This is a genomic window from Urinicoccus massiliensis, assembly GCF_900120405.1.
Classification (GTDB): Bacteria; Bacillota; Clostridia; order Tissierellales; family Peptoniphilaceae; genus Urinicoccus; species Urinicoccus massiliensis.
Map to the genome: position 1 here is coordinate 55,146 of NZ_LT635492.1, position 16,224 is coordinate 71,369.

Sequence of the window (16,224 nt, forward strand, 5' to 3'; positions counted from 1 at the left end):
ATGTTAGAAACCTTAAGTAAAATTTGGAGGTTTTCAGCTAAGGAGAAGTCAAACTTAAATAAATCTTTAGTTATATCAGTAATTCATGCATTCTTTTATGTTTTGCAAATGGGAGCCGTTTATTTTATTTTGTTAAGTATTGTAAATAATGGAGAAAAATTAAGAACATCCTTAATGTCTTTTGCTATTATTCTTGCATCTATATTTGGACGAATGATAACAAATTATTACGCACAGTTAAGACAAACTCATGCAGGTTATTTTATGGTTGCAAATGCAAGAATTAAAATGACAGATAAGTTGAAAAAAATTCCAATGGGTTTACTAAATAATTCAAAAATGGAAAATATTTCAGGGATATTAACAACAGGGCTAAGCGAAACAGAAAACACTGTTCCTTCAATTCTCATAACCATGCTTACTGGATTTTTAACAGCCTTTGTTTTTACTATCATGGTTTTTATTTTTGATATTAGAATTGGGATTGTAGTTGCAATAGCAACATTAATATACCTTTATGTTAGTGATAGAATGCAAAAAGTTTCAGCTAAAGTTGCTCCCAAAAGAGCCAATGCCCAAATTAATTTATCTGATAGAGTTTTAGAACATATACAAGCCATGCCTGTTATTAAATCATTTAATTTAACGGGTAAGGGAGATAAAAACACAAGAGATGCTATTTTTGAGAGTAAAAAAACTAATTTAGAAGTAGAGAGAAGATTTACTCCTTTTACAATTTTTTCTTCTCTAATTTTAAATGTTGCATCATTTATATTGATGTATTTGGCTATTAGATTTTATTTTGATCAAACTATGAATTTAACAAACTCTTTGATGACATTGATTATGTCTTATATGATATTTTCTCAGATTCAGGAGGCAGGATCTTCAATGTCAGAGCTAAGAATAGTAGCAAGTTCTATTGATAAAGTTGATGATATTATGTCGCTTAGTGAGATGAAATCGAAGTCTGGTCTAAAGTTAACAAGTAAAAGAAATATTGAATTTAATAATGTTTCTTTTTCCTATGGAAATAAAAAAATAATCGATAAGGTATCTTTTAAAATTCCTGAAAAAACTACTGTGGCATTTATAGGACCATCAGGAGCTGGGAAAACAACCCTATCAAAGCTCATTGCTAGATTTTGGGATGTAGATAGTGGAGATATTACAATAGGTGGAGTAAATATAAAAGATAGGCTCTTTGTCAAATGTTGGGGTGAGATTCATTCTCGCCCCTTTCTTATGCTCGAAAGACCATTAAAATGCGACTCTTAAAGTTCTCAAAATTCCGATACCCATAGGAAACCCGTTTAATCACTTTGATTTTGTTGTTAAAGCCTTCTGTTTGTCCATTGGTGATGCCTGTGGAAAAGGCGTTTAGGATTTCTTCTTTCCAGTTTTCATAGGCCCGAATACTGGCTTTAAATTCCTTTAATCCACTTTCTTTAGCAACCCACAGCCACTTGTCTAAGGCCTGTCTTGCTTCTTCTTTGCTGGAGGCATCTAAGACGTCATAAAAGCGTTCTTTTAAGAGATAAGCTTCTTTGATTTCCTTGTCTTGCCAAAGCATTAGNCTTCTTCCGAAGAAAAAGAAAGACCTTCCGCAAGCCAATGGGCGTATGTTGGATCCTTTGCAGACGATAATCATGGATGCGAGAGGTCTTATGCCCACAAACAGGACAAAGTCCCTCCTTGTATAAAGAATGGAGTTTTACATCAATGTGATCATCAAAAGAGACCACCTCGTCAATAGAGACACCTTTTAAATTCAATAGATTTGTGTTAGTATAGTTTTGCACTTATCTCACCCTTTCATTTTGTTGTGGTAACTTTATTGTAAAGGAAAAAAGAGATAAGTGCATTTTTTATGGCAAAAAATAAATGTTGGAGTCTAGGGGGACCCCAACATTTATTATAGAACCAAAAGATATTAGTTTAGAAGAATTGATGGATAATATCTCCATAGTCTTTCAATCAGTATATCTATTTAATGATACTATTGAAAACAATATAAAATTTGGAAATCCTAATGCAAGTCATGAGGAAGTCATAAATGCTGCAAAAAAAGCTGCGTGTCATGATTTTATTATGGCTTTGCCAAAGGGATATGACACAGTAATAGGAGAAGGGGGTGCTAATCTTTCGGGAGGTGAGAAACAAAGAATATCAATAGCAAGAGCAATTATTAAAGATGCACCAATTATAATTTTAGATGAGGCAACTGCAAATGTTGATCCAGAAAATGAGGACAAATTACAAATTGCGATTAACTCATTAATGAAAGAGAAGACGGTGATTATGATAGCCCATAAATTAAATACCATAAAAAACGCTGATCAAATCATCGTCTTAGAAAAGGGTCAAATTGTTCAAAAAGGTGAACATGATGAATTAATTAAAGAAGAAGGTATATATTCTGATTTCATTAAAATCAGAGAAAAAGCTGAAAATTGGAAAATTAAATAAGGAGGAGAAGATGAATTTAAAAAATATTGTAAAAATTGCTGTTTTTTCAGTTATAGGATTTGTGTTAACAATGGGACTTGGTTATGCTACAGGAGCTTTAGGTTTAATGCCTAGTTTATATTTGTCTTGTGCCTTTGCTACGATTGTAGTAGCACCAGTATTTGTAATTTTGGCAAGGAGTGTAAAGGTGAGGGGGACCGCATTTTTATATTTCTTTTTGATAGGACTATTCTACACTCTTATGGGGATGTGGCCTATTATAATTATAAATACCATTGCTGGAATATTAGCTGAACTTGTAGTGGGAAGTAGTGAAAATTATGATAGAGGCAATAGTAAGGTTGGTCTTGCTTTTGGAGCGGGTATGTTTGTATATTCACTTCATCCTATGATAATTGTGTTTTTCTTTTCAAAATCTAAGGCGATGCTTGAAATGATGGGAGCGGACTACTTTGACTTTTTAAGAAACTTTTACACACCTGCAAATATTGGAATTTGTTTTGTTATTTCCATAATTGCATCAATCATTGGTGCAAAATTTGGATCATATATCTATAATAAGTTTTTTGCTGGTAGGAATAAAAAAAGTGTTCTTGGTTAAAAGTAAAAAAGAGAAAAAGGAAGTAATTAGCCCAATTACTATAATTGGGCTAATTATAATCTTTTCTATAATACTCACAATAGGAGATGAAGCTTTTTATATTACATGTCTACTATTAAGCTTATTATCATTATCCATTTATTCACTAAAGTTAAGTTTTAAATTTACTTTATTTTTGATTGTAATTTTTATTTTAATAAGGATTTTAGAAAATTATTTGGGTGGTGTCTTTATTGGCTCGATATATCTCATGCTTAGAATTATATTTCTTTACGCTCCTATATTTATTATGGCAAGAGTCATGAGTCTATATTCGGCATCTTTTATTGTAGCTTCTTTTACTAATAGAGGAATGCCTACAAGCTTTGGACTTCCTATTGCTTTATTCTTTAGGTTTATACCTGAAATAAAAATAAGACTCCAAGAAATAAAAGATGGACAAAAGATAAGAGGATTTAAGACTAGTATATTTCACCCAATAAAGACTTTTGAGCTTTATTTTGTGCCTTTACTTTATAAATGTCTTGAAATAAGCGATGTATTAACCTGTTCAATTATTTTAAAGGGGATTGAAATAGATTGTAAAAAAACATCCATATATAATTTGCAATTTTCAAAATTTGATTATTTTATGTGGATTAGCACAGTTTTTATGCTAGGAGCAAGTTTATGGAAAATGTGATTAGTGTTAATATTAAATCTTTTTCTTATGGAGAAAATGAGAATTTAAAAAATATTAAATTTAATATCAAAGATGGAGAGTTTATTGTATTAACAGGCAATTCTGGTTGTGGGAAGAGCACACTAATAAGAATAATTACGGGTCTTTTTCCAAGCTTTTATGAAGGAAAATTAGATGGAGAGGTTGAAATTTTAGGAAGAGATATAAATGAATATAAAAAAGGAGAACTTTCAAAAATTTTATCCATTGTTTTTCAAAATCCCAAAGATCAGTTTTTTTGTACAAATGTTTATGATGAAATTGCCTTAGGGGCAGAAAACTTGGGAATTAAAAGAGATTTGATTATAGAAAAGATAGAGTCTATAAGTAAATTGCTTAAAATAGAAAAACTGCTTGATAAATCTATTTTTTCACTATCAGGAGGAGAAAGACAGAGAGTAGCTATTGCTTCAGCTCTTATTCAAGATAGTAAAATTTTATTTTTTGATGAACCATCCTCTTCTCTAGATTATGATTCTATTGAAAGCTTTAAAGAGATTTTAAAAGAATTAAAATCTATGGGTAAAACCATAATATTAGCCGAGCATAGACTTTATTATCTAAAAAACTTATTTGATAGAATTGTGTTTATGAAAGGTGCAACAATCAATGAAATTTTTACAAGAGAAAATTTTAATAATAATCTAGCCAAAGAATTAGGACTTAGGACTTTAGAAGAAAGAAACTTAAAAACTGAAAGAAATTTTTTTGAAAAAGATTCTGTAGAATTTTTTAATAATATATATGTAAGTGTTGGTAAGAAAAGCATTTTAGAAAACATTTCTTTTGATTTAAAGAAGGGAGAAGTTTTAGGAATACTTGGGAAAAATGGATCGGGTAAGACATCTCTATCAAGAATAATAACTGGACTTGTTGGAAAAAATCAAGATACAAGTATAGGTGTACGAGAAAAAGAAAGACTAAAAAATTCTTACCTAGTTCAGCAGGATGTAGATTCACAAATATTTTTAGATACAGTTGAAAATGAACTCCTGTCTATATCATCTGATAAAGAAGAAATTAAAAAACTTTTAAAGGAAATAAATCTCTGGGATAAAAGAACATCACATCCTCAAAAATTATCAGGAGGTCAGAAACAAAGGCTAGCTGTAATTACTGCTTTTCTATCAAATAGACGAGTAATCATATTAGATGAACCAACATCAGGACTTGATTATAAGAATATGGAAATCATGGCTAAGCTTATAAATGAGTATTCTAAAAAGATTTCAATAGTTATTATAACTCATGATTTGGAATTTCTTTTTAAGTGTTGTAATTCTGCTTTAACTCTAGATAAAAATAATTATGATAGGTTTGTCTTATTTAATAATGAAGAAAAAATATTTGAATTTATTGAGCAAATGTAATATTTCAACTTATCATATATTAAAACAAGGAGAAAATAGACTTAAACATCGAAAGACGATATTTATATAATATATCTGTTAAAAATAATATAGCAAATCCAAAAAGAATCTATATTAAAAATAGTTTCGTTCATTTTAGAGGACTAACCATGCCCAAGAGCAGGAGTCCTCCTTTTTTTGTCTAAAAACAAAAAGACAAAAAAGAATGGAGGAAGCATATATGTCAAAAGAATATTACCTTTATGTCGGTGGGCAAAAAATTAAAGTAAGCGAGCAGATATACAAAGTCTACTGGCAAGAAAGAGAACACGAAAAATATTTAGAGCAGGTGGACAAGAAAAACCACTTGCTCTTTTTTTCGTCCCTAAATCATGATGGGAATTTTGAAGACAATCTAGAAGATAAAAATGTTGATGTAGAAAAAGTTGTAGCTACACAAATTATGATTGAAGCACTAAGTAATGCTATGTCAAAGTTAAATAAGGATGAACGGGAAATCATTGAAAGATTATATTTCAATGATGAAACACTTCGTGCAGTAGCAAAGACTCAAAATATATCACATCCTGCTTTAATAAAAAGGCGAGATAAGATTTTAGAAAAACTAAAGAAATTTATAGAAGAAATATAATTTCTGGTTACCAAAGAGGGCAAATTTTCCTTTATAAAGTGAGGGGAGTTTTGTCCTCTTTCTATTTTAAAAGAAATTTAAACAATACTTGAACCATAACAATTGAATAGACCAAGACAAGACGTTAATCATTTTTGGAGCGTGATAATCTATCCGCCAAGATCTTTCTGCTGAATAATTTGGCAAAACAAGTACTGCTAAGCTAAAAGCAAGGGAAGAAGAAAGGGAGCGATAAGTAAGAGTTTGAATATAGGGAGGGATACTCTATTCGCTATGAAGAAAATGAGGATAATGATACATCTAAGGTTGAAGCCGGCTCATCCTGAACAGAGGCGGAGGTGAGATTCCTATGTTGCTAATCCAAGGCACTTGTCAATGTCAAAAAACTTAAATTTACATAGGAGGTTATTATGATAGAAATAAAGATTTATAGCATGAGAGTTGCTATGTTATGTAGACTTTATGATCTTAAATTAATTAATGATAAGGAATATACAAAAATTAAGAACAGATTAGAAAATGATTATAAGAAGATGGATAGAAAGTAGTTAATCTTGTGATATAATAACACTGTAGAAAGATACAAATGGGAAGGAGGTAAAATGAATACTAAAGTAAAATTAATAAAAGCTTCAAATACAGGAGCTAGAAATAGAAATGCACTACATTTAGATTTAAAACGAGTTGCAGCATATTGTCGAGTTAGCACTGATAGTAAAGACCAACTTGAATCATATAAATCGCAAGTTGATTATTACACAAATCTAATAAAAAATAATAAGAACTGGACTTTAGCTGGTATATATGCAGATGAAGCAACAACAGGAACAACTGCTACTAAAAGAGCAGATCTCATGAGACTAATTAGCGATTGCCAAAATGGAGATATAGACATGATAATTACTAAATCTATATCAAGATTTGCTAGAAATACATTAGATACCTTAAAGTATGTAAGACTATTAAAGGAAAACAATGTTGGTGTAGTATTTGAAGAAGAAAATATAAATAGAAAAAGGGGAGCTTATTGGTTTTCAAGGTTGCCTTGGCTACGGCTATGACCCTACAACTAAAAGTATCTCTATAAATGAAGAAGAAGCTAAAATTGTTAGATATATCTTTAAAAGATAGTATGCTGGAATGTGGATTTTGTGGAGAAATACTTTCAAGAAGAACTTGGCACACAAGTTCAATTTATAAAAAAATTAACTGGCAGTGTGTAAGATCAACAAAAAAGGTAAAAAATATTGCCCTCATTCAAAAGGAACACAAGAAGTAGCAATAGAAAAAGCTTTTGTTGAAAGCTATAGGCAATTATGCCATGCAGATTCAACAGTAATAGATGACTTTTTAAAAATTGTTGAAGAAGAAATAAATGATAATACTTTAGTCAAAGATTTGAAAAAGTTAGAAAACCAATGACTTAACATCCTATTTCAAAACAGGAATTAAAGATAGTCAAGACTCTAATAATTTCAAAGATAAAAGAAAAAACTCCAAAGACAATGACATTAATAAATTGTGGTCTTACAAGAATGACGAGGATAAAAATTTATATTCCCAAGCAAAAGACAACGCATGTTGAGACGGTAGCACTTTTATCCAAACTCGATGTCGATAAGCACATAAGTGTTGAAATTGAGCTGGATGAGATGGATTTGACAAGTGCGGAGAGCAAAGCAACATATGCTCAAATCAAAGAATATGTTTGGAATAAATTTCAATTAAAAGTTTCAACATTATATATTGCACAGATAAAAAGGAAATGTGGAATAGAATTACGAGAACATTACAACAAGTCTAAAAAGGAGAAACAAATTATTCCACAGTGTACACCTGAAAAAGAAGAAGCTATCATGGATGCCTTGAGACACTTCAAAATGATTGAATAGAAAAGAATGACAGCCTATGACTTTCTGCATTTATGACATTCCTACTTGGTATAGGAACAGCTATTATTCCTTTCTTGCAAGGTATCAATGAGAAAATAGGCTCAATATAAAGATTGATAGGATTATTTTTATATTTAAAGGAGCGTTGAAATGATTGATAAAAGTAACAAAAAATTTTGGGATAAATTCGCCAAGTTGTATGCTCCTTTGATGGAAAAAGATACATCATTTTATAATGAAATTTGTCGAGAAATTTGTCCATATTTGAATGATAAAATGGAAGTTATTGAACTTGCCTGCGGCTCAGGACAACTGTCATTTAATCTTTCAAAACATACTAAAAGCTGGCTTGCAACAGATTTTTCTGAGAAGATGATTTTAGAGGCAAAAAAACGTGGAGGAAATGAAAAACTAACTTTTGCAATGGCTGATGCTACCATGCTATTATTTGATAATGAAAAATTTGATTGTGTTGTAATTGCTAATGCACTTCATATTATGCCTAAACCGGATGAGGCGATGAAAGAAATATATAGGGTGTTAAAACCTAATGGGACTTTGTTCGCCCCCACTTTTCTATGGAAGGAGGGAAAACAAAGAAAACTTATAAAAAGGTTGATGTCTATTTTAGGATTTAAGATGTATCAAGAATGGGATAAAAAGGGATTTGAAGATTTTATTGAGGAATATGGGTTTTCAGTAGTTGAAATGAAATTGGTATATGGAGGTCTTGCACCAGTTGGTGTAATGATTGCATATAAAAAGTAATATTAAATTATTATTTACAAAGTAATTTGAATTTAAAAGCAAAAGGGAGATGATTTTATGGATTTAATACAGGCAATTCTTGTCGGAATTGCTATAGCAGCTATTTTTAACGGTTCAGTGGCTTCTTTGGTACTTATTAATCCAAGATTCTTTTTGGATTCTTATCCAAAGGCTATCCAAAAAATAGCTCCGAAACAAATGACAAAGCAAGAGAAAAAGATAAACATGACACTTACTATCATTATTGTGGGAGTTTGTTTTATTTATTCAACAATAAGCATTTTACATTCAGGAGTCGTTGGCTTTTGGAATATATTTTGGATGGGATACATTCAGTGGAGTATATTAAATATAGGAGATTTTTTGTTATTGGATTGTCTCTTATTTCAAGGAAAATATAAAGAAAAGATAGTTATTCCGGGAACAGAGGGACACAAAGATTATGAGTTTAATAATTGGATGAAACATTTGGCAATTCGAGAACATTTTTTATTAGTTCCATTTTTTCTTGTACCAATTATAGCTACAATTCAAGCTTTGTTTGTTGGCTTTTTAGGAAGATAAATTTAGAGTTGCATAAACAATTTAATAATTTGCTAAGAGATACCATAAGAACAGTAAATCAAATCGGTTTACTGTTTTTTCTTTGCTCAAGAATGATATAATAAATTATAAGATGTTTATTGATTGACATATTCCCACATACGAGGTTTTTGAGAAAATTACAATTTTATTCATACTGACCACTCAAGCCATGTTGAGACGGTGGCATTATTGTCCAAACTTGATGTTGATAAGTATATAAATGTTGAAACAAAGCTAGATGAGTTTGACTAAACAAGTACCGAAAGAGAAGCTTCTTATGTACAAATCAAGGAGTAGGTTTTAGAAAAATTTGATTTTAAAGCTTTCAAATCTTTATATTGTGCAGATTAAAAAGTGTGGAATTGTACTGATGGAGCACTATAATAAATCGAAAATGGAGATGAAAACCATGAAAAAATATCTTGGAATAGCATTCGTTTTAATAACTCTTTTGTCATTAACTGCATGTGCTAGTAATAAAAATGCTAGTAATAAAAAAATAAACCTACCAAAAGCCGAAGAAATAAAAGAAATTGAAATTATGAAAAACACTTCAGAAGATAGTTTGAAAATTGAGAATCAAGATGAAATATCCGGCACAATTGAAGAGATTAAGGAAAATACCAATGATACTGGTAGAGAAAGTGTTAACGATCAACCCACAAATATAAAGGATTATATTATCGTTAAATTTCATCATAAAAATGCAGAAGAAAGTCCAAGCCTTGTGTATTTATATAAAGACAAAAATAGTCGTTATGTTGAGCAGCCATATGCAGGTATTTGGAAATTAAGAGAAGAAACATTTGATAGAATCACTAGTAATTTGATAAAATAATGATGTTCAACCATCTAAGTTTATCAAGCTTGGCAAGTTATAAGTTTCTATTAGATAAAACCTATAAGACTTGTACGAACACAGCAGAGTAGGTAAAAAGCTTTTTCTCTATCTTGAATTGTCAAGTGCAACAAAAATGACTTAGGGAGGAGGTATACTTAAGGGCTCTTTTAAAAATTATGCTAGTGACGCTCAGTGTTGCATTTACTACATTTGGATATAAGATTTATTTTCAAAAGAAGTACAACCTAATCAACGGTTTTGAAGAAGTTATAAAGCAGGAAGGAAAACAAAACAATATGCCAAGAAAGTGGGATTGGTAGAATTTATCATTGGAATTAACCTAACTTTATTTGGAATCTGTATTACTATTATCAAATAACAAAATTTGAAGTTGGAGGAGAATTGTAAAATATGGGATTTTGGATGTTTATGTTTATAGCTACCTTGTTGATACCTGCAGCACTATTATTAATGTGGTATCTATGCCCAAAACTTAAAACAATTAATAATGTAAGTGGATATAGATCAAAACGGTCTATGAAAAATCAAGATACATGGGATTTCGCTCAAAAATATTCCTCAAAAATTTCCTTGTATATGTTTTTCCCTTCGTTGATATTAGCCATTGCCATTATGCCTACAGTGAGTAGTAAACCAATTGATAGGATAGGCTGGATAGGACTTGGTATTACCATGATTCAAATGATGAGTTTTATTGTAATTGTGATTTCTACTGAGAAAGCTTTAAAGAAGCGTTTTGATGAAAGTGGAAACAAATTGTAATACAAAACCCAGCTTGTAGTGCCTTAGGCTTTATCAGCAAACAACATTCCCTTTGCTATTTTTCGCTCTGCAACGAGCGTTAAGACCTATTTCTTGATATAGGGTTATCAGCAAGATAGTCTTGATGTCAAAGAAATAAGATAATAGCTTATAAGACTGTTGAAACAGGTGGCTTTTAGGATCTCTAGAAGAAATCTTAAAGGCCTAATTTTTTTGCTTTAAATGCTACTTGGAGGAAATAGTCCATTTGTAAATTATTGCAGAGTCTGTATTCCCTGTGAATACTTTAGGTGGAGTGAACAGGTAGATAGTATCAGGCTAATGATCAGTATATTATGAAAATCATAAACAAAAATCAGCTAGGAGAAATCTTTATAATGATAATCTTAGAAAGAGTAGAGAATATAGCTCAATAATAAAGCCAGGGATAATGCACAGCGATAAGACAAGTTTATAGGTATAAATGAGTTGAGATGGTGAAAAGGAAACTATTTTAAGATATAAAGGGAAAACACATTGACAACCTTCTATATGATTTGTATAATTTTATATGAAAAGATGAGGGAGGTTTCCATGAAGAATAAATATCTAGAGATATCAAAAAAATTAAAAGTTTTGAGTGATCCAAAGCGATTAGAAATTATAGATATGTTATCTTGTGATGAGCTTTGTGCTTGTGAGATATTAGAGCAATTCGATATAACACAACCAACACTATCTAATGATATGAAAAGATTAGAGGATGCTAATCTAGTTATTAGTCGAAGAGAAGGAAAAAATATATATTACATTGCCAATAAGAAGATTCTGAAGGAGATGAAATCCGACTTAAAGGAAATATTTGATGGCGGAGAGGAATGTATTTGTCACACTAGGAATAAGTAAATTTTTTGGGCTATACATAGAAACATTTAAATATATCTATACTAAAGGAGGTAGAAGAACTATGGGAAAAAATAAGGATAAAGGAATTAATGTATTTCAAAAATACCTAACTTTATGGGTATTATTTTGCATGATTGTGGGGGTACTTATAGGAAAATATATACCTATAATCCCATCTGCTTTAGGTAAAATGCAAATTGCAGGTATATCTGTACCGATAGCAATCTTAATTTGGGTTATGATTTATCCTATGATGATGAAAGTAGATTTTCAAAGTATTAAAAGAGTTAGAGGAAATCCAAAGGGCCTATTTGTAACATGGGCTGTTAATTGGCTCATAAAACCATTTACAATGTTTGGAATAGCTTATTTGTTTTTCTTTATTATATTTAAAAATATCATTCCTAATGATTTGGCCAATGATTATTTAGCGGGGGCTGTTTTGCTGGGAGCTGCGCCATGTACTGCTATGGTTTTTGTCTGGTCGACTCTTACAAAGGGTGACCCTGCTTATACTGTGGTTCAAGTAGCCACAAATGATTTAATCATTTTATTTGCTTTTGTACCTATAGTGAAGTTTTTATTAGGTGTATCTAATGTTGTAGTACCCTATAGCACCTTATTTACTAGTGTGTTTTTATTTGTTACTATTCCATTATTAGGAGGTGTCATCACAAGGAAAATAGTAGTTGATAAAAGAGGAAAGGATTATTTTGAAAAAGAATTTTTAAGTAAATTTGATGGAATGACAACAATTGGACTACTATTGACCCTAATCATTATATTTTCTTCACAAGCAAATATAATTTTAGAAAACCCATTTCATATTTTATTGATAGCTATTCCACTTACCCTCCAAACATTCCTAATTTTTACCATAGCCTATGGCTTAAGCAAAAAAGTAGGTCTACCTTTTGAAATAGCTGGACCAGCAGGTATGATTGGAGCTTCAAATTTCTTTGAATTAGCGGTAGCTGTTGCAATAGCAATATTTGGGATAGATTCACCAGTTGCATTAGCTTGCACTGTAGGTGTTCTTACTGAAGTACCTCTTATGTTATTCTTAGTAAATATTGCCAATAATACAAAACACTGGTTTTTAGAAAATAAAGAATCTAAAGTTTACGGAGGTTAGGGATGTGGAATTTTATTCAAGATCAAATTCTAGGTATGAAATGGCTCAATGAATTGATAGGAGAAGTATTAAGAAATTTTGGCCTTGATATGACTTCAAAACTTGGAGGGAGTTTACAATTTTTCATCTATGATGTTATAAAAATTACAATATTACTTTGCGTGTTGATTTTTATCATTTCTTATATACAAAGCTATTTCCCACCTGAAAGAAGTAAAAAAATTCTGGGACGTTTTGATGGATTAGGGGCAAATATCATATCTGCTTTACTAGGCACTGTAACACCTTTTTGTTCATGCTCTTCAATCCCTATATTCATGGGCTTTACAAGTGCTGGCTTGCCTATTGGAGTGAGTTTTTCATTTTTAATATCTTCTCCAATGGTTGATTTGGGTAGCCTTGTTTTACTTATGAGTATCTTTGGAGGTAAAATAGCTCTAGCATATGTAGTCTTAGGGCTAATTATTGCTGTAATTGGTGGCAGCCTCATCGAAAAAATGCATATGGAAAGGTATGTAGAAGATTTTATAAAAAATGCCAGTCAGGTTGATATTAGCTCGCCAAGTTTAACATTAAAAGACAGGGTTGATTTTTCTAAAACGCAAGTTACTGACACTTTCAAAAAAGTTTTCCCCTATATTTTAGTAGGTGTGGGCATAGGGTCATTGATCCACAATTGGATTCCTCAAACTTGGGTAGAAAATATCTTAGGCAGCAAGAATCCATTTGGAGTGGTTTTGGCAACTCTTGTCGGAGTACCAATGTATGCTGATATTTTTGGAAGTATACCAATAGCAGAAGCTCTATTGGCAAAAGGTGCTCAACTAGGAACTATTCTATCTTTTATGATGGCAGTAACAACACTAAGCCTACCATCATTGATTATGTTAAAAAAAGCAGTTAAACCAAAGCTTTTATTTCTATTCATAGGAATTTGTATTTTTGGGATCATGGTTGTAGGATATTTATTTAACATTTTTAGCCCTATTTTAATTTAATGGGGAACTAAAATGAAAGTATTCAGAAGAAAGCAAAAAACATATGCTCTTGTGAAAACAATCGTGTGGATTAAGGAGGAAAAAAATGAGATTATTTGGTAAGAAAGAAAAAAGAGAGAAAGATTGTACTTGTGGAGGCAATTGCCAACCTGTTAATGATAAGGAAGTCAAAGAAACAAGTTGTTGTGATGTAAATTACTCGTCAGAGAATATAGAAAAAGCAGAAGAAAAGAAAAAAGAGATGGGGATAAAGATACTAGGTTCTGGTTGTTCGAAATGTGCTGCTTTAGAAAAATCAGCCAGGGAAGCCCTGGCTGAACTTAATGTTGAAGAAGATATAGACCACATTACAGACTTTTCTCAAATCGCAAGTTATGGAGTTATGTCTACTCCGGCATTGGTAATAAACGGCAAAGTTGTATCCTATGGCAAAGTTTTAAACAAGGCTGAAGTGAAAGATTTATTAGAACAGAACGGTGTAAATTAAAATGAGAAAAGCAAAAGTTGCATTTATATGTGTCCATAATAGCTGTAGGAGCCAAATTGCAGAAGCCCTAGGGAAAAAATATGCTTCAGATGTCTTTGACTCCTATTCAGCTGGAAGGCAAATAAAAAACCAAATAAATCAAGATGCTGTCAGATTAATGAAAGATATATACAATATTGATATGGAGAAAACTCAATATTCAAAGCTGATTTCTGACCTGCCAGATATCGATATATCCATTACTATGGGGTGTGACGTTTTTTGTCCGATTGTAGAAAATCAATACACAGAGGACTGGAATTTGGAAGATCCCACAGGTCAAGATGATGCGTTTTTTAGGGAAATTATATCTAAAATAGAAAAAAATATTAAGGATTTAAGCCTTAGAATTAAGAAAAATGAAATCAGTTTGAATGAAAAATAGAAGTTGATTTTTGAATAAAGCAATAATTATTTTTTAATAGCTATAATTCCTATCTGCTAGAGACTTATAATTCCAATGCCGATAGGTTTTACATATTTTCAATTGTCAAAGAGAAGCGCCCACCAGGGTGATTCGATTGGCAAGATTCGACGGCGGAAGTCATAGCGTTGATGTATTGTACTTTCTACAAAAGTAGCTTACAAGGCGACTCTTTTTTTATTTAATATAAAGATAAGGTTTAAATCTCACGGGCTTTGATAATAGTGATATAGATAAACTAGGACGAGTACACCCAAGAAGAAAAAATTGCACCTCAAGTGAACTATATAGGCAGGCTGGCAATTCTATCGTGGATGATGTTTTAATGGCACTTATTAAAGCGTTTTGTCGGGTAGTGTAACTAATATTCTAAAGATGATATAATAACTACAAACAGATTTTCGCTAAATACTAGTAGAATCTGTATGCTATTTTAAAGGAGGGGAATAAAATGAAGAAAATATTTTTTAGAATCTTTTCAATTGTTATTATTTTAGTAGTTTTAGTTTTTATTCTTAGAATATATAATGACCATAAGTATAAAGAGGTCAATACTTTGAAACTTCCTGGCTACTATAAAGATGTGACTGACATAAGTCTATATCCTACAGATATTGATGGAGTTGATGTAACTTACCTAGATGAGGGTAGGATGCAAGGCTTTAGATTTGTGCCTAAGGAAAAATCCCACAAGGGTCTTGTAATTTGTTTTGGAGGTTCTGACGGGAGTCCAAATTTTGAAAATGCGAAAAGATTGGCTAAAGAGGGTTATGAAACTTTTGCCCTATTTATGTATGGTATGAAAAACCAAGAACAGACTTTGAGAAAAATTCCCTTAGAACAATTTGAAGATGTTATCAAGTATATAAATAAAAATATCAAAGACAATAAGCCGATAAGTGTTTTGGGAGCATCAAAAGGTGCAGAATATGCTCTTAATTTGGCTAGCAAATATCCTGAAATAGATAATCTGATTTTAATGGCGCCTTCATCTTATAATTTTGCTGGTCTCGATTTTAAAGACTATGGTTCATCGTGGACATATGAAGGCAAAGAGCTTCCCTATATCGATATTAAAAAATCATCATTTAAGTCATTCTTAAATAATATTGTCATTCCAGCTGTGATTAAAAGTCCGATTAGTTTTAAAGATACTTATAACACTGCAATCGAAAAAGACGCATCAAGCCAGGAAAAACTAATACCAGTCAAAGATGTTAAGGCAAATATATTAATGATTGTAGGCGAGGATGATTTGATGTGGGATAGCCTTGCCATGGCAAATAAAATAAAAGAACAGAAGCCAAAATCCGAAATCCATTCGTATAAAGGAGCCGGGCATATCTTTGCAGGCAATGGGGTTATAAATTTCAAAAACGCGAGAATTGCAACAGGTGGAACAGCTGAAAACAATGAAAAAGCAAGAAGTGAATCAATAAAGGCCATTGATGCTTTCTTAAAAGAAAATCATAAGTAGAAAATGGTTTGATATTTAAGGACGGTAGAAATAATCATCTACCGTCTTTTTTAGTGTCAAAAAGAAAGGCAGTTTTGCAACTGCTTTTAATGCTAAAGTTTGCAGTATTTACTCATGT

Annotated in this window: 18 protein-coding genes and 4 pseudogenes; 20 read left to right on the plus strand and 2 right to left on the minus strand. The window is 31.3% G+C overall.

The window, feature by feature from the left end:
• Window positions 1-1,278, plus strand: coding sequence for an ATP-binding cassette domain-containing protein (locus tag BQ7400_RS00460; RefSeq protein WP_083553224.1), 1,278 nt, complete (start codon window positions 1-3; stop codon window positions 1,276-1,278).
• Here the strand turns inward: BQ7400_RS00460 and BQ7400_RS10535 are convergent.
• Window positions 1,244-1,573, minus strand: coding sequence for a transposase (locus BQ7400_RS10535; protein ID WP_072469089.1), 330 nt, complete (start codon window positions 1,571-1,573; stop codon window positions 1,244-1,246). The genes BQ7400_RS00460 and BQ7400_RS10535 overlap by 35 nt on opposite strands.
• Complete coding sequence (locus BQ7400_RS10900; protein WP_072469090.1) at window positions 1,515-1,802, minus strand: transposase family protein; 288 nt, start codon at window positions 1,800-1,802, stop codon at window positions 1,515-1,517. Before BQ7400_RS10900 ends, BQ7400_RS10535 begins: the two co-directional genes overlap by 59 nt.
• A gap of 124 nt (window positions 1,803-1,926) precedes the next feature.
• Here BQ7400_RS10900 and BQ7400_RS00475 point away from each other — a divergent pair.
• The 19 genes and pseudogenes from BQ7400_RS00475 to BQ7400_RS00560 form a co-directional block, all read left to right on the plus strand.
• A pseudogene (locus BQ7400_RS00475) lies at window positions 1,927-2,469 on the plus strand (ABC transporter ATP-binding protein); the annotation flags it as partial.
• A 10-nt stretch (window positions 2,470-2,479) separates the two neighbouring features.
• Entirely contained in the window at window positions 2,480-3,070 is a 591-nt protein-coding gene (locus BQ7400_RS00480; protein ID WP_072469091.1) for an MptD family putative ECF transporter S component, read from the plus strand.
• A complete protein-coding gene (locus BQ7400_RS00485) occupies window positions 3,036-3,752 on the plus strand; it encodes an energy-coupling factor transporter transmembrane component T family protein (RefSeq protein ID WP_230582924.1) in 717 nt (238 codons plus the stop codon). Before BQ7400_RS00480 ends, BQ7400_RS00485 begins: the two co-directional genes overlap by 35 nt.
• The gene (locus BQ7400_RS00490; RefSeq protein ID WP_019118516.1) at window positions 3,740-5,161 is read left to right on the plus strand and encodes an ABC transporter ATP-binding protein; all 1,422 of its coding nucleotides are present in this window, start codon (window positions 3,740-3,742) and stop codon (window positions 5,159-5,161) included. Before BQ7400_RS00485 ends, BQ7400_RS00490 begins: the two co-directional genes overlap by 13 nt.
• Window positions 5,162-5,381: 220 nt before the next feature.
• Window positions 5,382-5,792 (plus strand): sigma-70 RNA polymerase sigma factor region 4 domain-containing protein, encoded by a 411-nt coding sequence (locus tag BQ7400_RS00495; RefSeq protein WP_072469092.1) that lies wholly within the window; start codon window positions 5,382-5,384, stop codon window positions 5,790-5,792.
• 410 nt (window positions 5,793-6,202) lie between these two features.
• Entirely contained in the window at window positions 6,203-6,340 is a 138-nt protein-coding gene (locus BQ7400_RS10540; RefSeq protein WP_180371932.1) for a hypothetical protein, read from the plus strand.
• A 54-nt stretch (window positions 6,341-6,394) separates the two neighbouring features.
• Window positions 6,395-7,377 (plus strand): annotated as a pseudogene (locus tag BQ7400_RS00500) (recombinase family protein).
• Window positions 7,364-7,684 (plus strand): annotated as a pseudogene (locus BQ7400_RS00505) (23S rRNA (uracil(1939)-C(5))-methyltransferase RlmD); the annotation flags it as partial. The pseudogenes BQ7400_RS00500 and BQ7400_RS00505, both read left to right, overlap by 14 nt.
• 150 nt (window positions 7,685-7,834) lie before the next feature.
• Window positions 7,835-8,452: a class I SAM-dependent methyltransferase gene (locus BQ7400_RS00510; protein ID WP_072469093.1), complete on the plus strand. Its 618-nt coding sequence runs from the start codon at window positions 7,835-7,837 to the stop codon at window positions 8,450-8,452.
• A gap of 57 nt (window positions 8,453-8,509) precedes the next feature.
• Complete coding sequence (locus tag BQ7400_RS00515; protein ID WP_072469094.1) at window positions 8,510-9,016, plus strand: hypothetical protein; 507 nt, start codon at window positions 8,510-8,512, stop codon at window positions 9,014-9,016.
• Window positions 9,017-9,446: 430 nt separating this feature from the next.
• Entirely contained in the window at window positions 9,447-9,875 is a 429-nt protein-coding gene (locus tag BQ7400_RS00520) for a DUF5301 domain-containing protein (protein WP_072469624.1), read from the plus strand.
• Window positions 9,876-10,289: 414 nt separating this feature from the next.
• Window positions 10,290-10,661 carry an SdpI family protein gene (locus tag BQ7400_RS00530; RefSeq protein ID WP_072469095.1) on the plus strand — a complete coding sequence of 124 codons (372 nt, stop codon included), beginning with the start codon at window positions 10,290-10,292 and terminating at the stop codon, window positions 10,659-10,661.
• Window positions 10,662-11,234: 573 nt separating this feature from the next.
• Window positions 11,235-11,546, plus strand: coding sequence for an ArsR/SmtB family transcription factor (locus tag BQ7400_RS00535; RefSeq protein WP_072469096.1), 312 nt, complete (start codon window positions 11,235-11,237; stop codon window positions 11,544-11,546).
• Window positions 11,547-11,607: 61 nt separating this feature from the next.
• Window positions 11,608-12,681, plus strand: a complete 1,074-nt coding sequence (arsB, locus tag BQ7400_RS00540) for an ACR3 family arsenite efflux transporter (protein WP_072469097.1) — start codon at window positions 11,608-11,610, stop codon at window positions 12,679-12,681.
• A gap of 2 nt (window positions 12,682-12,683) precedes the next feature.
• Window positions 12,684-13,679: a permease gene (locus tag BQ7400_RS00545; RefSeq protein ID WP_072469098.1), complete on the plus strand. Its 996-nt coding sequence runs from the start codon at window positions 12,684-12,686 to the stop codon at window positions 13,677-13,679.
• 85 nt (window positions 13,680-13,764) lie between these two features.
• On the plus strand, window positions 13,765-14,166 hold the full coding sequence (locus tag BQ7400_RS00550; protein ID WP_072469099.1) for a thioredoxin family protein: 402 nt from the start codon (window positions 13,765-13,767) through the stop codon (window positions 14,164-14,166).
• A gap of 1 nt (window position 14,167) precedes the next feature.
• On the plus strand, window positions 14,168-14,590 hold the full coding sequence (locus BQ7400_RS00555; RefSeq protein WP_072469100.1) for an arsenate reductase/protein-tyrosine-phosphatase family protein: 423 nt from the start codon (window positions 14,168-14,170) through the stop codon (window positions 14,588-14,590).
• A gap of 238 nt (window positions 14,591-14,828) precedes the next feature.
• Window positions 14,829-14,990: pseudogene (locus BQ7400_RS10420) on the plus strand (DNA (cytosine-5-)-methyltransferase); the annotation flags it as partial.
• A 90-nt stretch (window positions 14,991-15,080) separates the two neighbouring features.
• Window positions 15,081-16,106 (plus strand): alpha/beta fold hydrolase, encoded by a 1,026-nt coding sequence (locus tag BQ7400_RS00560; protein ID WP_072469101.1) that lies wholly within the window; start codon window positions 15,081-15,083, stop codon window positions 16,104-16,106.
• The last annotated feature ends 118 nt before the right edge of the window (window positions 16,107-16,224 follow it).

Bases quoted from the DNA above. Each gene is read 5' to 3' on its own strand.
- BQ7400_RS00550 (WP_072469099.1), top strand. From the start codon at position 13,765: ATGAGATTATTTGGTAAGAAAGAAAAAAGAGAGAAAGATTGTACTTGT.
- BQ7400_RS00515 (WP_072469094.1), top strand. From the start codon at position 8,510: ATGGATTTAATACAGGCAATTCTTGTCGGAATTGCTATAGCAGCTATT.
- BQ7400_RS00535 (WP_072469096.1), top strand. From the start codon at position 11,235: ATGAAGAATAAATATCTAGAGATATCAAAAAAATTAAAAGTTTTGAGT.
- arsB (WP_072469097.1), top strand. From the start codon at position 11,608: ATGGGAAAAAATAAGGATAAAGGAATTAATGTATTTCAAAAATACCTA.
- BQ7400_RS00560 (WP_072469101.1), top strand. From the start codon at position 15,081: ATGAAGAAAATATTTTTTAGAATCTTTTCAATTGTTATTATTTTAGTA.
- BQ7400_RS10540 (WP_180371932.1), top strand. From the start codon at position 6,203: ATGATAGAAATAAAGATTTATAGCATGAGAGTTGCTATGTTATGTAGA.
- BQ7400_RS10535 (WP_072469089.1), bottom strand. From the start codon at position 1,573: ATGCTTTGGCAAGACAAGGAAATCAAAGAAGCTTATCTCTTAAAAGAA.
- BQ7400_RS00480 (WP_072469091.1), top strand. From the start codon at position 2,480: ATGAATTTAAAAAATATTGTAAAAATTGCTGTTTTTTCAGTTATAGGA.
- BQ7400_RS00490 (WP_019118516.1), top strand. From the start codon at position 3,740: ATGGAAAATGTGATTAGTGTTAATATTAAATCTTTTTCTTATGGAGAA.
- BQ7400_RS00555 (WP_072469100.1), top strand. From the start codon at position 14,168: ATGAGAAAAGCAAAAGTTGCATTTATATGTGTCCATAATAGCTGTAGG.
- BQ7400_RS00520 (WP_072469624.1), top strand. From the start codon at position 9,447: ATGAAAAAATATCTTGGAATAGCATTCGTTTTAATAACTCTTTTGTCA.
- BQ7400_RS00460 (WP_083553224.1), top strand. From the start codon at position 1: ATGTTAGAAACCTTAAGTAAAATTTGGAGGTTTTCAGCTAAGGAGAAG.
- BQ7400_RS00545 (WP_072469098.1), top strand. From the start codon at position 12,684: ATGTGGAATTTTATTCAAGATCAAATTCTAGGTATGAAATGGCTCAAT.
- BQ7400_RS00510 (WP_072469093.1), top strand. From the start codon at position 7,835: ATGATTGATAAAAGTAACAAAAAATTTTGGGATAAATTCGCCAAGTTG.
- BQ7400_RS00530 (WP_072469095.1), top strand. From the start codon at position 10,290: ATGGGATTTTGGATGTTTATGTTTATAGCTACCTTGTTGATACCTGCA.
- BQ7400_RS00495 (WP_072469092.1), top strand. From the start codon at position 5,382: ATGTCAAAAGAATATTACCTTTATGTCGGTGGGCAAAAAATTAAAGTA.